We start from the raw sequence: 16,562 nt of genomic DNA, 5'->3' as shown, positions 1-16,562 counted from the left end.
AAGCAGCCGCTCCGCTGCCCGGGGTACCCCTTCCGCGCCCGTCCTACCCGGCTCCCACCAGGTTTCCGCGCCACGCTGGGTCGTACGCAGGGCCCCTGCCCGCCGCGCCGCACGAGTGGGCCACCGGCCGGCCGGACACACGGTGACCTCGGCGTCTACAGGCGCGTCGACGGTACGCGGTACCGCGCACCAAAGTCCGGAACGGCCGTGCGCGGAGGTGAGGGCGGCCTAACATCGTGGTGGGTCCGCCGCCGGGCGGACGGGGGCCGGGGGGCCGGAAGGGGGAACGGGCCGCCGGGCGCACGCCTCGCCACGCATCACCGTGAGCCACCTCGCCGTTTCCCTACGTCACCGGCCCGTCGCGATCACCGCCCCGCGGCACGGGACCGCATCGCACGCCGCGCGTCCGCCCCGCCCCGCCCCGCCCCCTGCCCCGCTCCGGAACCGTTCGCCGCGCACCCAGAGGAGTTCCCATGCCCGCCGTGACCAGCGTGTGCCCGGAGTGCGGTGCGCCGTTCCCCCGGTCGCGACGCCGGAGCGGCGCACGTGGATCCGGGCGGGCGGGTGTCCGGTGAGCACCGTCATGGAGGTACGGGGCCTGACCGTGACCGTCGTGGCGAAGCGACGGCCGCCGGTACTCGCCCTGGACGGCGTCGGGTTCACCCTGCGCGCCGGTGAAGTGCTGGCGCTGCTGGGCGAGTCGGGGTCGGGCCACACCCTCGCGGCCCTCGCAGCCGTGGGGCTGGCGCCGGACGGGTGCCAAGTGGACGGTTCCACAAGCCTGTTCGGCGGCCCGGCCCGGCCGCTGTCCGCACCGGAACCGGACAGCGGGCCGGACGGCAGGATCGGCTTCGTGCTCCAGGACGAGCGGCCGCTCTTCCCGGCCGCCCGGCGCGTCGGCGACCGGATCGCCGCGGCCGTCGGGGAGTACGAGGGCCGGAGGGCGGCGCCGGGCCACGACGGCGGCCGGGCACCGCACGTGCGGGCGCGGCGCCGGGCCGTCGAACTTCTGGACCTGGTGGGGGTGTCCGAGCCGGAGGCGGTCGCGCGGTCCTTCCCCCGGTCGCTGTCGGCCGCGGACCGGCGGCGGGCGATGATCGCGCTGGCCCTGGCGGGCGGACCCGACCTGCTGGTCGCGGAGGAGCCCGTCGCCGGCCTCGACGTCACCGTGCGGACGCAGGTGCTCCAGGCCCTCGCCGCCGCCCGGCGGGAGACCGGCGCGGCCCTGCTGCTGGCGACCGGCGACCCCGGTGTGGTGGCCGGTCTGGCCGACCGGGTCGCCGTGCTGTACGCGGGACGGGTCGTCGAGACCGGCCCGGTGGAGACGGTGTTCTCGCGGCCCCGGATGCCGTACACGGTGGGGCTGATCGGGTCGGTGCCGCGGCTCGACACCCACCCGCCCCTCACCCCGGTGCCGGGCACGGCGCCCCCCGGCTCCGGGACGGACGCGGAACCGCGGCCGTGGCCGCTGGCGGGCGCCAGGGCACGGGCGGTGCCGGAGGCCGCCGCGCACGGCTGCGCCTTCGCCCCGCGCTGCCCCCTCGCCCAGCCGGAGTGCGAGGCGGCGCCGCCCGCCCTGCTCGGCGTGGACAGCCCCTCCCGCGCGGGTCTCGCCGGGGTCGACGCGCACGAGGCGGCCTGCCGCCGGTCCGCCGTGCTGCGGCACCGGACGGCGGCGGAGCTCTTCCCGCCGTCCGGGACGCACGCCGCGCGCCCCGCCCGCGGGGGGCCGCCGCGCACGCCGCTCACCACCGTGTCCTTCGCGGACGGCCCGGAGGTGGTCCTGCGGGTCGCGGATCTGCACATGTCGTACGCGGCGCACGGGCGTTGGGGCCGCCGGGACGCGTTCGCCCCCGCCCTCAAGGGCGTCGACCTGGAGGTGCGGCGCGGCGAGACCGTCGCGCTGGTCGGGGAGTCGGGGGCCGGGAAGTCCACCCTGTTGTCGGCGGTCGCCTCGCTCGGTGTGCCCGAGGCGGGCGCCGTCGACGTGCTCGGGCAGGACGTCGCGACGCTGTCCCGGCGCACCGCGCGGCGTCTGGGCCGGGTCGTCCAGCTCGTGCCGCAGGACGCGCGGCACGGCCTCGACCCCCGCGCCCGCGTGGCCGACATCGTTGCCGAACGGCTGCTCGCCCGGCACACGCCGCCGGCCGTCGTCGAGGCACGCGTGCGTGAACTGCTGCTCGCGGTGGGCCTGGACGCCGCGCACGCCGAGGCACGCGCCCGCAGCCTCCCCGAGGGCGCGCACGGCCAGGTGGCGCTGGCCCGTGCCCTGGCGTTCGAACCCGAACTGCTGTTGCTGGACGACCCGTTGAGGGCGCCGGACATCTCCGCGCGGGCCGCGCTGCTGGAGATGCTGCTGCGGCTGCGGCAGGAGCCGGGCCGGACGTTCCTGCTGGCCTCCGACGACCTGGCGGCGGTGCGGTACCTCGCCGACCGGGTGGCCGTGCTCTACGCGGGCCGCACCGTGGAGACCGGTGCGGTCGGCGAGGTCTTCGAGCGGCCCCGGCACCCCTACACGCGTGCGCTGCTCGCGGCGGTGCCGCTGCCCGACCCCGTCGTGGAGCGGTCGCGGCGCCGGACCGTGCTGCCCGGCGATCCGCCGCCCGGTCCGCCGGACGTCGCCGGATGCGCCTTCCTGTCCCGCTGCCCGGCCCTGGCCACCCTGTCGCCGTCCCAACAGAGCCGCTGCGCACGGCAGTTGCCTCCCGTGCTGGTGGTGAACCATCCCGGCACGCACACGGTCGCGTGCCACTTCCCGCAGAGCGGCGCGCCGCGCGAGCACCTGCGCGCGGACCCGGGCATCAAGGAACGCTCGCGCACGGCACCGCCCGGCAGGCAGACGGGGGCGTGAGGGCGGCGGCACGGGGCACGCAACCGGCCGGTGCCACGCCGGGTCCGCGGTCCCGTGCCCCCTCCCGTCGCCCGTCGGCGGTTTGAACGCGGCAACTCCCCTCCGCCGTCCGCCCGTACCTCTGTTCCCGGTACGAACTCCCGGCGCGCATACGGCAGGATGATCCTTCGCGCAGGTCGGACGCCCCTCGGGGTGCTCGGCGCGCGCGGTGGCACCACCGGGAACCGAGCAGGGGACAACGTTGACAAGACCTCACATCCGGCCGTCCGAGCAGTGCGGGCGGGGCTCCCGCGCACGCCACGTGCCCGCCGCGGGCCGTCCGACGACCGGAGCGCGCCGGTGAACCGCACGCCGACCGTGGACGACCTGGTGCTCGCCGGAACGGCGCTCGCCGCGGGGCTGCTCGCCGGTTTCCTGCTGCGGATGCTGCTGCGCTGGCTCGGCGGGCACGCCGAACGCACCCGCTGGGGCGGCGACGACCTCCTCGTGGACGCCCTGCGCACGGTGGTGCCGTGGGTCGCGATCACGGGCGGCGCGGCGGTGGGCGCGGCGGTGCTGCCGTTCAACGGCACGGTCCGCCGTCACATCAGCCAGAGCCTGACCGTCCTGCTCATCGTCGTCGTGACGCTCGCCGCTGCCCGGGTGATCACCGGGCTGGTCCGCGCGGTGACGCAGTCGCGGTCGGCGGTCGCGGGCTCGGCCACGATCTTCGTGAACATCACGCGGGTCGTTGTCCTCGCGATCGGTTTCCTGGTCGGGCTCCAGACGCTCGGCATCTCGATAGCGCCGCTGCTGACCGCCCTCGGCGTCGGCGGCCTCGCGGTGGCCCTGGCCCTCCAGGACACCCTCGCCAACCTCTTCGCGGGCGTGCACATCCTCGCCTCGAAGACGGTCCAGCCCGGCGACTACATCCGGCTGAGCAGCGGCGAGGAGGGGTATGTCGAGGACATCAACTGGCGGCAGACGGCCATACGGCAGCTCTCCAACAACCTCGTCATCATCCCCAACGGGCGCCTCGCGGGCACGAACATGACCAACTACACCCGCCCGGAACAGCAGTTGACCGTACTGGTGCAGGTGGGGGTGGGCTACGACGCCGACCTGGAACACGTGGAGGAGGTCACGTCCGAGGTCGTCGCGGAGGTGATGGCGGAGATCACCGGCGCCGTCCCGGACCACGAACCCGCCGTCCGCTTCCACACGTTCGGCGACTCCCGGATCGGGTTCACCGTGGTGCTGGGCGTGGGCGAGTTCAGCGACCAGTACCGGATCCAGCACGAGTTCATCAAACGCCTGCACAGGCGCTACCGCGCCGAGGGCATCCACATCCCCGCGCCCACGCAGCGGGTGGAGCTGCACCGGGCCGCCACCGGCGGGTCCGCGGAGCTGCCCGCCGACCTGCCCGCCGACCTGCCCGCCGACCTGCCCGAGGGCGCCATACCCGTGCAGCGCGGCGAGCGGGCCCCCGGCCCGCGACCGCGGCGGCACCGGGAGCCGGACGGGAGGTGAGCGGGCGGCCGGGGTGCCGGCCGCCCCGCCCGGTTCTCGCGGCCCCGCTCCCGGTGTCCCGTACAGGCAGCTCACAGCGGTTCCCGGGGGCGGCGGAGAACCGGCGGCGGCCCGGCGACCCCGCATCCCCGGTCAGGAGATATCTTGATGTCGAGCAATGTTGCACAAGTGCAGAAGCGGAGCGGAGCATCCGGTGACTGACTCGACCATCATCTATACGCACACTGACGAGGCCCCTGCACTGGCGACGTATTCGCTGCTGCCGGTGATCAGGGCGTACTCCTCGCAGGCCGGTGTCACGGTGGAGACCCGTGACATCTCGCTGGCCGGGCGCATCATCGCCGTGTTCCCGGAGTACCTCCAGGAGGGGCAGCGCATCGCCGACGCCCTCGCGGAGCTGGGCGAGCTGGCGAAGACGCCCGAGGCCAACATCATCAAGCTGCCGAACATCTCGGCGTCCATCCCGCAGCTCAAGGCGGCCGTCGCCGAGCTCCAGGAGCAGGGCTACGCGCTTCCGGACTACCCGGACGACCCCAAGAGCGACGAGGAGCGCGACATCCGCGCCCGCTACGACAAGGTCAAGGGTTCCGCCGTGAACCCGGTCCTGCGTGAGGGCAACTCGGACCGCCGCGCCCCGGCCTCGGTGAAGAACTTCGCCAAGACCCACCCGCACCGCATGGGCGCCTGGACCCCCGAGTCCAAGACCAATGTGGCGACCATGGGCGAGAACGACTTCCGCTCCACCGAGAAGTCCGCGGTGATCGCCGAGGACGACGTGCTCCGCATCGAGCTGACCGGCGACGACGGCTCGGTCACCGTGCTGCGCGAGTCGGTGCCGGTGCTCGCGGGCGAGGTCGTGGACGCCTCCGTGCTGCGCGTCGCCGCGCTGCGCGAGTTCCTCACCGCGCAGGTCGCCCGCGCCAAGGCCGAGGGCGTGCTGTACTCCGTGCACCTCAAGGCCACGATGATGAAGGTCTCCGACCCGATCATCTTCGGTCACGTGGTGCGCGCCTTCTTCCCGAAGACCTTCGCGCGGTACGGCGCCGAGCTGGCCGCCGCCGGTCTGACCCCGAACGACGGTCTGGGCGGCATCTACAAGGGCCTGGAGTCGCTGCCGGAGGGCGCCGCGATCAAGGCGTCCTTCGACGCGGAGCTGGCCGAGGGCCCGGAGCTGGCCATGGTCGACTCCGACCGGGGCATCACCAACCTGCACGTCCCCTCGGACGTCATCATCGACGCGTCGATCCCCGCGATGATCCGCACCTCCGGCCACATGTGGGGCCCGGACGGCCAGGAGCACGACACGCTCGCGGTCATCCCGGACAGCAGCTACGCCGGTGTGTACCAGGCCGTCATCGAGGACTGCCGTGCCCACGGCGCCTTCGACCCGTCGACCATGGGCTCGGTCCCGAACGTCGGCCTCATGGCGCAGAAGGCCGAGGAGTACGGCAGCCACGACAAGACGTTCGAGATCCCCACCACGGGCACCGTGCGGCTGGTCGACCGGGCGGGCAACGCCGTCATCGAGCAGGCCGTCTCGGCCGGTGACATCTTCCGCGCCTGCCAGACCAAGGACGCGCCGATCCGCGACTGGGTCAAGCTCGCCGTCACGCGTGCCGCCGCGAGCGGCGACCCGGCCGTGTTCTGGCTGGACGAGGGCCGCGCGCACGACGCCAACCTGATCGCGAAGGTCAAGGCGTACCTGCCGGAGCACGACACCGAGGGCCTGGACATCCGCATCCTGTCCCCCGAGGACGCCACGAAGCTGTCCGTGGAGCGCATCCGCCGCGGCGAGAACACCATCTCCGTCACCGGCAACGTGCTGCGCGACTACCTCACCGACCTCTTCCCGATCCTGGAGCTGGGCACCAGCGCCAAGATGCTGTCGGTGGTCCCGCTGATGGCGGGCGGCGGCCTCTTCGAGACGGGCGCCGGCGGCTCCGCGCCCAAGCACGTGCAGCAGCTCGTCAAGGAGGACTACCTGCGCTGGGACTCGCTCGGCGAGTTCTTCGCGCTGGTGCCGTCCTACGAGCAGCTCGCGAAGTCCACCGGCAACGGGCGCGCGCAGGTCCTCGCGGACACCCTCGACCGCGCGACGGCGACGTTCCTCAACGAGAACAAGTCGCCGGCCCGCCGCGTCGGCCAGATCGACAACCGCGGCAGCCACTTCTACCTGTCCCTGTACTGGGCGCAGGAGCTGGCGAAGCAGACGGAGGACGCCGAGCTGGCGAAGGCGTTCGCGCCGCTCGCCGAGACGCTCGCCGCCAACGAGCAGAAGATCGTCGACGAGCTGATCGCGGTCCAGGGCAAGCCGGTCGACATCGGCGGCTACTACCAGCCGGATCCGGCCAAGGCCGCCGCGGTCATGCGTCCGTCCGCCACCTGGAACGAGGCGCTCGCGTCGCTGAGCTGACGCGGGACCGGCGGCGGCCCGGGTCGCGTACCCGGGCCGCCGCCCCCGCGTCCGCGCCTTCCGGCGCCCGGCCCCGCCCCGCCCGAGTTCGTCCACGCCCCGACCGGCACCGTGCCCGGCCGGGGCGCGGCCGGTTCTGCCCGGCCCGTGCGCACCGGCCCGCGACGACGCTCTAGGGTGCGTGGCCGTGACACCTTCTCCGGCCGCCCCGCCGTCCGCCGTCTTCCCCGCCGAAGCGCCCCTCTGGCGCGACCGGCGGTTCGTCCTGCTCGCCGGTGCGCGCGTGATCTCGGTGGCGGGCAACGGGTTCGCGCGGGTGGCGCTCGCGTTCGCGGTGCTCGCGCTGCCCGGCTCGAACGGGGGCACGCTCTCGCTCGTCCTCGCCTGCCAGGCGCTGCCCCAGTTGCTGTTCATCCTGATCGGCGGGGTGATCGCGGACCGTTTCCCGCGGTCCCGGCTCATGGTCCTGGCCGACGTCCTCGGCACCTTCGCCTACGCGGCCCTCGCGGTCTCGGTGCTGACGGCCCACGCCCCGGTCGCCGTGCTGTGCGCGCTGGCGGTGCTGGCCGGTACCGCGTCCGCGCTGTTCGCCCCGGCGATGGACGGCCTGGTGCCGCTGCTCGTGCCGGCCTCGCGGCTCCAGCGCGCCAACGGGCTGCTGCGGATGGGCACCAACACCTCCATGCTGCTGGGCCTCGCGCTGTCCGGGGTCACGGTGGCGCTGGTCGGGGCGGGCTGGGCGCTCGCGCTGAACGCCGCGTCGTTCGCGCTCAGCGCGCTGCTCACGTCCCGGCTCCGGGTGACCGTCCGGCCGCGCGCGAAGGCCTCCGGCTGGTCCGAACTGCGCCACGGCTGGCACGAGTTCGCCTCGCGGCAGTGGCTGTGGGCCGTGGTCGTGCAGTTCTCCCTCGTGATGGCCGCGATCAACGCCAACGTCGGTGTCCTCGGGCCGCTCACCGCCGAGCAGCACTACGGCGGGGCGCGGGCCTGGTCGCTGATCGTGGGCGCGCAGGCGCTCGGCGCCGTGCTCGGCGCGGGGCTCGCCGCGCGGGTGCGGGTGGGCCGCCCGATCCTGGTGGCCGTCCTCGTGGTCTTCCCGCTCGCCCTGCCGATCGCCCTGCTGAGTGCCGCGGCACCGGTGTGGCTGATCGCCGTCGCCATGTTCGTCAGCGGGGTCTGCACCGACGTCTTCGGCGTGCTGTGGGCCACCACGATCCAGCGGGAGGTGCCCGAGGAGGCCCTGTCGCGGGTGAGTTCCTACGACTGGTTCGGCTCCCTCGCGCTGGCCCCGCTCGGCCTGCTGGCCGCCGGGCCGGTCGCCGCCGCCGTGGGCACGGCACGGGCCCTGGGGGGATGCGCGGCCCTGGTGGTCGTGGCGACCGCGGGCGCGCTCCTGCTGCCCGGCGTGCGCCGGCTGCGCGCCCGGACCGACGCGTCCGTCGACGCCGCCGCCGGGCCGGTGGCCGCGGCGGACCCGGCGGCCGCGCCGCCGGGCGAGCGGCCCGCCGGCTGACGGATGCCACGGGCCGGGCACGCGGGGCGAGTTGAGTGGAACGCCCCGTTCGTGAACGTTGTATGTCGCTGCGGGTGGAATGCTCGCATCCCCGAACTCCCGCGTGGTTCCCTCGACTCATGACCGCGCTCGTCACGTCCGACCGCGCCGGCCGCGCGCGTACGACCGCCACGGGCTGTCGCACCACCCGCTGAACCGGCACCGCACCGGCCCGAAGTGCCGCCGCGGGAAAGCCACTTCATCCGTCACCGATGCGGAGTTTCCGGTGCGCCCGGCCGTGGGGGACCCGGCCGCGGCGCCAGGGCCGCCGGCGCGTTCCGCTCCGCGCGACCGCAATCCTCGTTCCCGGGCACCGCTCCGCAGTCCGCACCCGTTCCAGGGAGATTCATGAGCCAGCCGATCGACTCCGTCACCGCCGGTCACACGCCCGAGGAGAGCCCCGCAGCGCCCGAGTCGCGGGCGTGGTCGTTCGAGACCCGGCAGGTCCACGCCGGTGCGGAGCCGGACCCGGCCACGGGGGCCCGCGCGGTGCCGATCTACCAGACGACGTCGTTCGTCTTCCGGGACACCCAGCACGCCGCCGACCTGTTCTCGCTCGCCGAGCCCGGCAACATCTACACCCGCATCCACAACCCCACCCAGGACGTCTTCGAGCAGCGGATCGCCGCGCTGGAGGGCGGGGTCGCGGCGGTCGCGCTGGCCTCCGGACAGGCCGCCGAGACGCTGGCGATCCTGAACCTGGCGGGCGCGGGCGACCACATCGTCTCCAGCACGTCCCTGTACGGCGGCACGTACAACCTGTTCCGGCACACGCTGCCGCGCTTCGGCATCGAGGTGTCGTTCGTGGACGACCCCGACGACGCGGAGGCGTGGCGGGCGGCGATCCGCCCCAACACCAAGGCGCTGTTCGCCGAGACGCTGGGCAACCCGCGCGGCAACGTCCTCGACGTGCGCGCCGTCGCCGACGTCGCGCACACGGCCGGGGTGCCGCTGGTCGTCGACAACACCGTGCCGACGCCGTTCCTGCTGCGGCCGATCGAGCACGGCGCCGACATCGTGGTGCACTCGGCGACCAAGTTCCTCGGCGGGCACGGCACCACCATCGCGGGTGTCGTCGTGGACGGCGGCACCTTCGACTTCGGCGCGCACCCCGACCGTTTCCCCGGCTTCACCGAGCCGGACCCCAGCTACCACGGCCTCCAGTACTGGCCCGTCCTCGGCCCCGGCGCCTTCGCCGTCAAGCTCCGGGTGCAGTTGCTGCGCGACCTCGGCCCCGCCCTGTCGCCGCACTCGGCGTTCCTGCTGCTCCAGGGCGTGGAGACGCTGAGCCTGCGCCTGGAGCGGCACTCGGAGAACGCGCAGGCGCTCGCGGAGTGGCTGGAGCAGCGGGACGAGGTCGCCGCCGTCCACTACCCGGGCCTGCCGTCCAACCGCTGGTACAAGGCGGCCCAGCAGTACCTGCCGCGCGGCGCGGGCGCGGTGCTGGCCTTCGAACTGCGCGACGGTGTCGAGGCGGGCAAGCGGTTCGTGGACGCGGTCGAGCTGTTCAGCCACCTCGCCAACATCGGCGACGTACGGAGCCTGATCATCCACCCGGCGTCGACGACGCACAGCCAGCTCGACGAGGCGCAGCTCGCGGCGACGGGGACCTCGCCGGGGCTGGTGCGGCTGTCGGTCGGCATCGAGAACGTCGCCGACCTCAAGGCCGACCTGGAAGCCGGCTTCCGGGCGGCGAAGGGCGCGTCCTGACCGTGCCCGCACCCGCCGTCCCCCTGCCGCCGTCCTTCGGGGCCTGGCGGGAGGGGGACCCGCCCGGCAGGCGCCGCTGGCACACCGCCGGACCTGCGCTGCCACTGGAGCGGGGCGGCCAACTGCCCCACGTGCGGCTGGCGTTCGAGACCTGGGGGGAGCTCGCCCCGGACCGGTCCAACGCCGTGCTGGTGCTGCACGCGCTGACCGGTGACAGCCACGTGGCGGGACCCGCGGGGCCCGGTCATCCGACCCCGGGCTGGTGGGACGGTCTGGTGGGGCCCGGCCTCGCCCTGGACACCGACCGCCTCTTCGTCGTCGCGCCGAACGTGCTGGGCGGCTGCCAGGGCAGTACGGGCCCGGCCTCGCCGCGCCCGGACGGCGGGGCGGCCTGGGGCGGGTCCTTCCCGGCCCTGACGCAGCGCGACCAGGTCGCCGCCGAGGCGGGACTCGCCGACGCGCTGGGGATCGACCGCTGGGCGCTGGTGGTCGGGGGGTCGATGGGCGGCATGCGCGCGGTCGAGTGGGCGGTGACGCACCCGCAACGCACCGGGGCGCTGCTGCTGCTCGCCACGACCGCGGCGGCGAGCGCCGAGCAGATCGCGTGGGCGGCCGTGCAGACGGCCGCCGTGCGCGGCGACCCGGACTGGCGGGGCGGCGACTACCACGCCACGGGCCGGACACCGGCCGGAGGGCTCGGCCTGGCCCGCCGGATCGCGCACGTCACCTATCGGTGCGAGCCCGAACTCCAGTCGCGCTTCGGGCGGTTGCCGCAGGACGGCGAGGATCCCGGCAAGGGCGGCCGGTACCGCGTCGAGTCCTACCTCGACCATCACGCCGACAAGCTGGTGCGGCGGTTCGACGCCGGCAGCTACGTCGTCCTGACGGAGGCGATGAACGCGCACGACGTAGGACGCGGTCGCGGCGGAGTGCGCGCGGCGCTGGCCCGGGTGACGGCGCCGACGCTGGTCGCGGGGGTCGACTCGGACCGGCTCTACCCGGTGGCCCAGCAGGCCGAGTTGGCCGCCCTGATCCCGACGGCGGACCGGCACCGGGTGATCGAGTCGGCGTACGGGCACGACGGGTTCCTGATCGAGAAGGAGCAGGTCGCCCCGCTGGTCGCGGAGTTGCTGGGCAGGGCGTGAACGGGCCTGCCGCCGCCCGGTGTTCACCACTCGCGGGGCGCGATCAGCTCCTCCACGTCCGCGTCCGGGAAGCCGTAGGCCGTCGCGACGAACCAGAAGTCCTCCGCGATCTCCTCGCGGGCCACGGTCTCGATCTCGCTGCCCGCCGCCTCGAACTCGGCCTCCAGCGCGTTGAACTCCTCGGTGGCCGCGTGGGTCAGGGCGTACAGCGCGGGCAGGTCCGCGGGCCGCCGATCCTCGATGCGTTCGCACAGCGCGAGGAACACGGCCCGGCCCCGGTCGACCACGTGATCGGGGTAGTAGCCGTCGCGGTACAGGGCGCTCAGCCACGGGCGGGCCGCCGCCCGCCGGTTACGGATGGGCATGGTCCGCTCCTCTCCGTCCGCGCTCCGCCCCGGTCGCCCCGGTCGGTCCGCCGACGTGCGATTCTGTGCCGCGGCGGTCGTGTTCCCGGGAAGGCCCCGGCGTCCGACGGCCCCTCGATCCTGCCGTCCGCCACTGACAAACGCACCGGAGCAGCCACGTGCCCGCGCCCGAACCCGACGTTTCCCCGGCCCCCGGCCCCTCCTTCGAACTGCTCCCGGGCGCGGCGGAGTCGCCGGTGATCCTGCACGTCCCGCACTCGGCGCGCGCCGTGCCCGCCGACGTGCGCGCGGGGATCGTGCTCGACGACGCGGCGCTCGGCCGCGAGCTGGACCACCTCACCGACGCGCACACGGCGCGCATCGCCGCGGAGGCGGCGGCGCTGTGCGCCCTCACGCCGTGGCGGTTCGTGAACCGGCTCTCGCGCCTGGTCGTCGACCCGGAGCGGTTCCCGGACGAGCGGGAGGAGATGCGCGCGGTGGGCATGGGCGCGGTCTACACGCGCACCGCGCACGGCGAGGTCCTGCGCACCGACGACGTCGCCCAACAGCCGCTCCTCGACCGCTACTTCACCCCGTACGCGCGGGCGATGACGCTGGCCGTGGCGGACCGGCTGGCCGCGACCGGGCGGGCCGTCGTGGTGGACGTGCACTCCTATCCCACCGCGCGGCTGCCCTACGAACTGCACGGCGACGGCCCGCGCCCGCCCGTGTGCCTGGGCACCGACGCCTTCCACACCCCGGCCGCGCTGCTCGACGCGGCCCGTGACGCGTTCGCGGGGTTCGGGGGCACCGGCGTCGACAGCCCGTTCGCGGGGGCGTACGTGCCGCTCGACTTCTACGGGGCGGACGTCCGGGTCGCCGCCCTGATGGTGGAGATCCGCCGGGACACCTACATGGGCGAACCGGGCGGACCCGCCGGGCCGGGGCTGTCCGCGCTGGCGGCGGCGCTGGCGGACGTGGTCACCGCGGCCGCCCGCTGACGGCGCCTGCCGGGGCCGGGTCCGGCCGCGTCCCCGCGCGGCGCGCCCGTCCCGGCTCCCGACTGGAGCACTCCCGCGCGACAGGGCACCCGGGCACCGCGAGGGTGGGGACCATGACCGAGGAGACCAGCACGCTGACCGGCCAGGCGCCACCCCCGGTACGGGAGTGGCCGGCGCAGGACCTGGACGGGACGGGGGTCGACCCGGTGCTCGCCGATCTGATGCGCGAGGGCCCGCTGACCCGCATCCGGCTGCCGTTCGGCGAGGGGTGGGCCTGGCTCGCGACCCGGCACGCCGACGTGCGGGCGATCACCAACGACCCCCGCTTCGGCCGCACGGAAGTGACGACCCGTCAAGTGACGCGCATGGCACCGCACTTCAAGCCGCGGCCCGGTTCGCTCGCGTTCGCCGACCAGCCGGACCACAACCGGCTGCGCAAGGCGGTGGCCGGTGCCTTCACGGTGAGCGCGGCCCGGCGGATGCGCCCTCGCGCGCAGGAGATCCTGGACGAGCTGGTGGAGGGCGTCGTACGGGACGGTCCGCCCGCCGAGCTGGTCGAGCGGGTGCTCGAACCGTTCCCGATCGCCGTCGTCAGCGAGGTCATGGGCGTCCCGGCGGCCGACCGGGAGCGGGTGCACGGCTGGACCCGGCAGATCATCTCCCTGTCCGGCGGCGCCGAGGCGGCCGACCGTGCGAAGAACGGCATGTACGCGTGGATCACGGACACCGTCCGCGCGCGGCGCGACAGCGACGGGGACGACGTGCTGTCGCTGCTGGGCGCCGCCGTGGGCCGGGGCGAGATCGGCGAGGAGGAGGCCGTCGGCCTCGCGGGGCCGCTCCAGATCGGCGGGGAGGCCGTCACCCACAACGTCGGCCAGATGCTCTACCTGATGCTCACCCGGCCGGAGTTGGGCGCCCGGGTGCGCGAACGCCCCGCCGAGCGCGGCCCGGTCCTGGACGAACTGCTGCGCTACGTCCCGCACCGCGCCTCGGTGGGTCTCGCGCGTGTCGCGCGGGAGGACGTCGAACTGCACGGGCACCTGATCCGGGCCGGCGACCCGGTGTACGTGTCCTACCTGGCCGCGAACCGCGACCCGGAGGTGTTCCCGGACCCGGACCGCATCGATCCGGACCGGGAACCCAATCCGCACCTGGCGTACGGCAACGGCGCGCACCACTGCACGGGGGCGGTGCTCGCGCGGATGCAGACCGAGCTGCTCGTCGACACGCTGTTCGACAGGCTGCCGGGTCTCGCGCTCGCCGTGCCGGCCGACCGGGTCGAGTGGCGGCACCGGACGATGATCCGCGGTCCGCGGACCCTGCCCGTCACCTGGTGACCCGGCCGGCCCGTACGGTCTCCGTCAGGCCCGCAGCCACTCCGTGACGACGACGTCGCCCCCGGTCCGCAGCCTCAGCGCGAACGGGCCGGACGGCGGCGCGTCGCCGCGGAAGCGGCCCATGTCGTCGCAGGCCAGCGCAGGCGAGGCGATCTGCGGGCCGCCGAGCACCTCGATGCTCGCGCTCTGCGGCGGCAGCACCTGGCCGAGCAGTCCCTCGGACGTCACCTCGACGTCCACGGTCAGTTCCCCGGCGCGGAACGTCAGCATCCGCGGCACGTCGGTGGCACCCCGGACGGGGATCGCGTCCACCAGCGAGTCGAAGCTCAGCTCCGCGATGCGGGCGTCCAGGTCGTGCAGCGCGTACGCCTCCACGGCCATCTGGAGCAGGTCCGCCGGAAGCGGGTCGAGTATCGCGGCGGCCTGCCGCAGCTCCAGCATCAGCTCCACGTCGAACTCGTCGTCCTCGAAGGCGTCGTCGAGGTCGTCCGCGAAGGGATCCCCACCGGTCAGTCCGTCGTTCGTCCCGTTCACCGGGATCCCCCTGCGTCGAGTCGGGCGCGCAGGCGGCGCAGGCAGCGCTGGCGCATCGGTCCGATACTGCCGACGGCGATGCCCAGTCCGGCGGACACCTCCTGGTAGCTCGGCGGCGGTGTCGCCATCAGGATGCGCAGCAGCTCACGGCAGCGCTCCCCGAGCTCTTCGAACTCCTGCCACAGCCGGCGGACCTGGTCGGCCCGGTCCGCGGCCTCCTCCGAGTCGATCAGCGACTGCTCCGGCGTACGGTCCTCGCTGACGCGGTCGAGCAGGTGGGGATCGTCGGTCGGAGTCAGCCGCCGCAGTCCCTTGAGCACCTTCAGGCACTCGTGCCGCGCGGTGCTCGCCAGCCACGAACCGGCCTTCTGCGGCTCACGGATGCGGCCGAGGTTCTGCGAGAACCTGAACCACACCGTCTGGTACACCTCGCTGCCGTCGGCGTAGGACAGGCGGTGCGCGCGCACCACCGACCACACCAGCGGGCTCAGGCCCTCCACCAGTGACTTCCACGCCGCCGCGTCCCCGTCGACGGCGGACTGGACCAGCGCGCCGACATCTGCACGTTCCACGGCTCCACCCCTCGCATACGGCATGTCATCGTACGCCGTGGCGAGGACGCATCCGGCCCTCACGCCGGAGCGGTGAGCTGCTCGACGGGCACCGGACGCCAGGTCGGGGGCCGCAGGGCGGGCACGTGGGCGCCGCGGACCTCCGCGAATCCGGTGTTGGCCGCGAGGAGTTGGGTACGGGCGGCGCGGGCGTCGGTCTCCTTGTGCTCGGTCATGTGCGCGGCCACGAGACCGGCGACCAGCGGCGTCGCGAAGGACGTGCCGCTCCAGTTGGCGTACCCCTCGAAGTCGACGCGGTCCGGGTCGGCCGTCTCCTCGGCGCCGGTCTCGCTCAACAGCCCGACGTGGCGCGGCGACTGGCACGTGCAGGAGTAGGTGAACCCGTAGCGGCAGGCGTCGTACGTGGAGTGGTGGTAGACGTACGGGACGGGGCTGCCGAAGCCGGTGAGCACGCCGGTGAGCCGCTCGCCCGGCGCGTACACGTTGACCCAGGGGCCGTGGTTGCTGAAGCAGGCGCCGAACTCGCCGTCCGTGCGCAGCGCTCCGACGGACAGGACGACGTCCTCGTAACCGGGCACGGTGGCGTAGGCGGCGGGCCAGAACGGCGTCGCGCTGGAGTTGTTGCCGGCGGCGGCCACCAACAGCGTGCCCTGTTCGCGCAGTTCGCGCATGAAGCTCTCGATGCCGAGCAGGCCGTCGTGGCGGCCGTTGGAGGTGCCGGCGGACAGGCTGATCACGGCGGGCCAGCCGTCGCGGTCGACGGCCTCGAACAGCTTGTGCCCGAAGTCGGACTCCAGGACGGCACCGGCGTCGTTGAGGGTGTTGCGCACGAGGACGTCGGTGTTCGGCGCGACCGCGGCGACGAGGCCCGCGATGAACGTGCCGTGCCCGACGTACTGCTGGAGCACGCCCTGTCCGTCGGTCTCGCTGACCTGGTCGTCGCCGCGCACGTGGTGGAGCAGCGGGGCCGAGCGGTAGTCGCGCATGAGACCGGTGTCGATCACCAGGACGCCCACGGCCGAACTCTCGTCGTACGGCGTCTCGGCGGGCGCGGGGTTGGGTCCGGCGGCGAAGGGCGCGGGCACCGGCTCGTCGCCCGGACAGGCGTTGACGGCGATGGAGACCACGTGGTTGCGGCTGACCAGGCGGCGTCCCGCCTGCCCCTCGGCCTCGCGCAGCGCGCGCAGGGCGCCCGCCACGGCCTGGTCGCCGCGCCGGTCGCCCTGGCCGGGGTCGCCGACCTGGATACGGGTGACGCCGGCGCGGTTGGCCTCGGGTCCTGCCACACGGATGTGGTCGGGGGTCAGGTCGGGTGCCTCCGTGAAGTGGGCGCGGACGCGGTCCTGCACGATCCGTGCCTCCTCGCCGTCGCGGGCGAGCACCACGCCTTTCTCGTAGAAGAACTCGGCCGAGTCGTCCGGGCCCATCGCGAGGGCAACGTCCGGCATCGAGCGCTGGATCTGGTCGAACTGCTCGTGAAATCGCTGGGCTGCCATGGCAGGTCCTCCCCATGTGGCTGCGGCGTTCGTCCTTCAGAGCCGCGAGGCCGTCAATTGATACAGCACCAAACCTGTGTGGCGGGTGTCGGGGGCCA

At 74.3% G+C, this 16,562-nt stretch carries 12 protein-coding genes; 8 read left to right on the top strand and 4 right to left on the bottom strand.

Features of this window, described 5'->3' with window-relative positions:
- Nucleotides 1-571 precede the first annotated feature (571 nt).
- The 6 genes from ACFZA0_RS24860 (at nucleotide 572) to ACFZA0_RS24835 (ending at nucleotide 11,180) form a co-directional block, all read left to right on the top strand.
- On the top strand, nucleotides 572-2,851 hold the full coding sequence (locus ACFZA0_RS24860; protein WP_391020792.1) for an oligopeptide/dipeptide ABC transporter ATP-binding protein: 2,280 nt from the start codon (nucleotides 572-574) through the stop codon (nucleotides 2,849-2,851).
- 339 nt (nucleotides 2,852-3,190) lie between these two features.
- On the top strand, nucleotides 3,191-4,360 hold the full coding sequence (locus ACFZA0_RS24855) for a mechanosensitive ion channel domain-containing protein (protein WP_391020790.1): 1,170 nt from the start codon (nucleotides 3,191-3,193) through the stop codon (nucleotides 4,358-4,360).
- A gap of 193 nt (nucleotides 4,361-4,553) precedes the next feature.
- Nucleotides 4,554-6,773 (top strand): NADP-dependent isocitrate dehydrogenase, encoded by a 2,220-nt coding sequence (locus ACFZA0_RS24850; RefSeq protein WP_391020788.1) that lies wholly within the window; start codon nucleotides 4,554-4,556, stop codon nucleotides 6,771-6,773.
- A 187-nt stretch (nucleotides 6,774-6,960) separates the two neighbouring features.
- The gene (locus ACFZA0_RS24845; RefSeq protein WP_391020786.1) at nucleotides 6,961-8,286 is read left to right on the top strand and encodes an MFS transporter; all 1,326 of its coding nucleotides are present in this window, start codon (nucleotides 6,961-6,963) and stop codon (nucleotides 8,284-8,286) included.
- A 387-nt stretch (nucleotides 8,287-8,673) separates the two neighbouring features.
- The gene (locus ACFZA0_RS24840; RefSeq protein WP_391020784.1) at nucleotides 8,674-10,035 is read left to right on the top strand and encodes a bifunctional o-acetylhomoserine/o-acetylserine sulfhydrylase; all 1,362 of its coding nucleotides are present in this window, start codon (nucleotides 8,674-8,676) and stop codon (nucleotides 10,033-10,035) included.
- Between the two features lie 2 nt (nucleotides 10,036-10,037).
- Nucleotides 10,038-11,180, top strand: coding sequence for a homoserine O-acetyltransferase (locus ACFZA0_RS24835; protein WP_391020782.1), 1,143 nt, complete (start codon nucleotides 10,038-10,040; stop codon nucleotides 11,178-11,180).
- A gap of 23 nt (nucleotides 11,181-11,203) precedes the next feature.
- Here the strand turns inward: ACFZA0_RS24835 and ACFZA0_RS24830 are convergent, their stop codons facing one another.
- Nucleotides 11,204-11,545 carry a DUF5713 family protein gene (locus ACFZA0_RS24830; RefSeq protein ID WP_391020780.1) on the bottom strand — a complete coding sequence of 114 codons (342 nt, stop codon included), beginning with the start codon at nucleotides 11,543-11,545 and terminating at the stop codon, nucleotides 11,204-11,206.
- Nucleotides 11,546-11,703: 158 nt separating this feature from the next.
- On the opposite strand from ACFZA0_RS24830, the gene ACFZA0_RS24825 reads away from it, so the two are divergent.
- Together ACFZA0_RS24825 and ACFZA0_RS24820 are read left to right on the top strand one after the other, a co-directional pair.
- Complete coding sequence (locus tag ACFZA0_RS24825; protein WP_391020778.1) at nucleotides 11,704-12,525, top strand: N-formylglutamate amidohydrolase; 822 nt, start codon at nucleotides 11,704-11,706, stop codon at nucleotides 12,523-12,525.
- 113 nt (nucleotides 12,526-12,638) lie between these two features.
- Nucleotides 12,639-13,862 (top strand): cytochrome P450, encoded by a 1,224-nt coding sequence (locus ACFZA0_RS24820; protein ID WP_391020776.1) that lies wholly within the window; start codon nucleotides 12,639-12,641, stop codon nucleotides 13,860-13,862.
- A gap of 24 nt (nucleotides 13,863-13,886) precedes the next feature.
- Here ACFZA0_RS24820 and ACFZA0_RS24815 read toward each other — a convergent pair whose 3' ends face one another.
- Genes ACFZA0_RS24815 through ACFZA0_RS24805 form a run of 3 tightly spaced genes read right to left on the bottom strand, consistent with a single transcriptional unit; the run spans nucleotide 13,887 to nucleotide 16,464 of the window.
- Nucleotides 13,887-14,396: a hypothetical protein gene (locus ACFZA0_RS24815; protein ID WP_391020774.1), complete on the bottom strand. Its 510-nt coding sequence runs from the start codon at nucleotides 14,394-14,396 to the stop codon at nucleotides 13,887-13,889.
- Complete coding sequence (locus ACFZA0_RS24810; protein WP_391020772.1) at nucleotides 14,393-14,992, bottom strand: sigma-70 family RNA polymerase sigma factor; 600 nt, start codon at nucleotides 14,990-14,992, stop codon at nucleotides 14,393-14,395. Before ACFZA0_RS24810 ends, ACFZA0_RS24815 begins: the two co-directional genes overlap by 4 nt.
- A 35-nt stretch (nucleotides 14,993-15,027) precedes the next feature.
- Nucleotides 15,028-16,464, bottom strand: a complete 1,437-nt coding sequence (locus tag ACFZA0_RS24805; RefSeq protein WP_391020770.1) for a S8 family serine peptidase — start codon at nucleotides 16,462-16,464, stop codon at nucleotides 15,028-15,030.
- Nucleotides 16,465-16,562: the final 98 nt, after the last annotated feature.

It is taken from the genome of Streptomyces sp. NPDC008150, assembly GCF_042956945.1.
Classification (GTDB): Bacteria; Actinomycetota; Actinomycetes; order Streptomycetales; family Streptomycetaceae; genus Streptomyces.
This window is presented reverse-complemented; position numbering and strand designations above follow the sequence as displayed.

Coding starts and splice junctions, on each gene's coding strand:
- ACFZA0_RS24805 (WP_391020770.1), bottom strand. CDS start 16,464: ATGGCAGCCCAGCGATTTCACGAGCAGTTCGACCAGATCCAGCGCTCG.
- ACFZA0_RS24840 (WP_391020784.1), top strand. CDS start 8,674: ATGAGCCAGCCGATCGACTCCGTCACCGCCGGTCACACGCCCGAGGAG.
- ACFZA0_RS24810 (WP_391020772.1), bottom strand. CDS start 14,992: ATGCCGTATGCGAGGGGTGGAGCCGTGGAACGTGCAGATGTCGGCGCG.
- ACFZA0_RS24830 (WP_391020780.1), bottom strand. CDS start 11,545: ATGCCCATCCGTAACCGGCGGGCGGCGGCCCGCCCGTGGCTGAGCGCC.
- ACFZA0_RS24820 (WP_391020776.1), top strand. CDS start 12,639: ATGACCGAGGAGACCAGCACGCTGACCGGCCAGGCGCCACCCCCGGTA.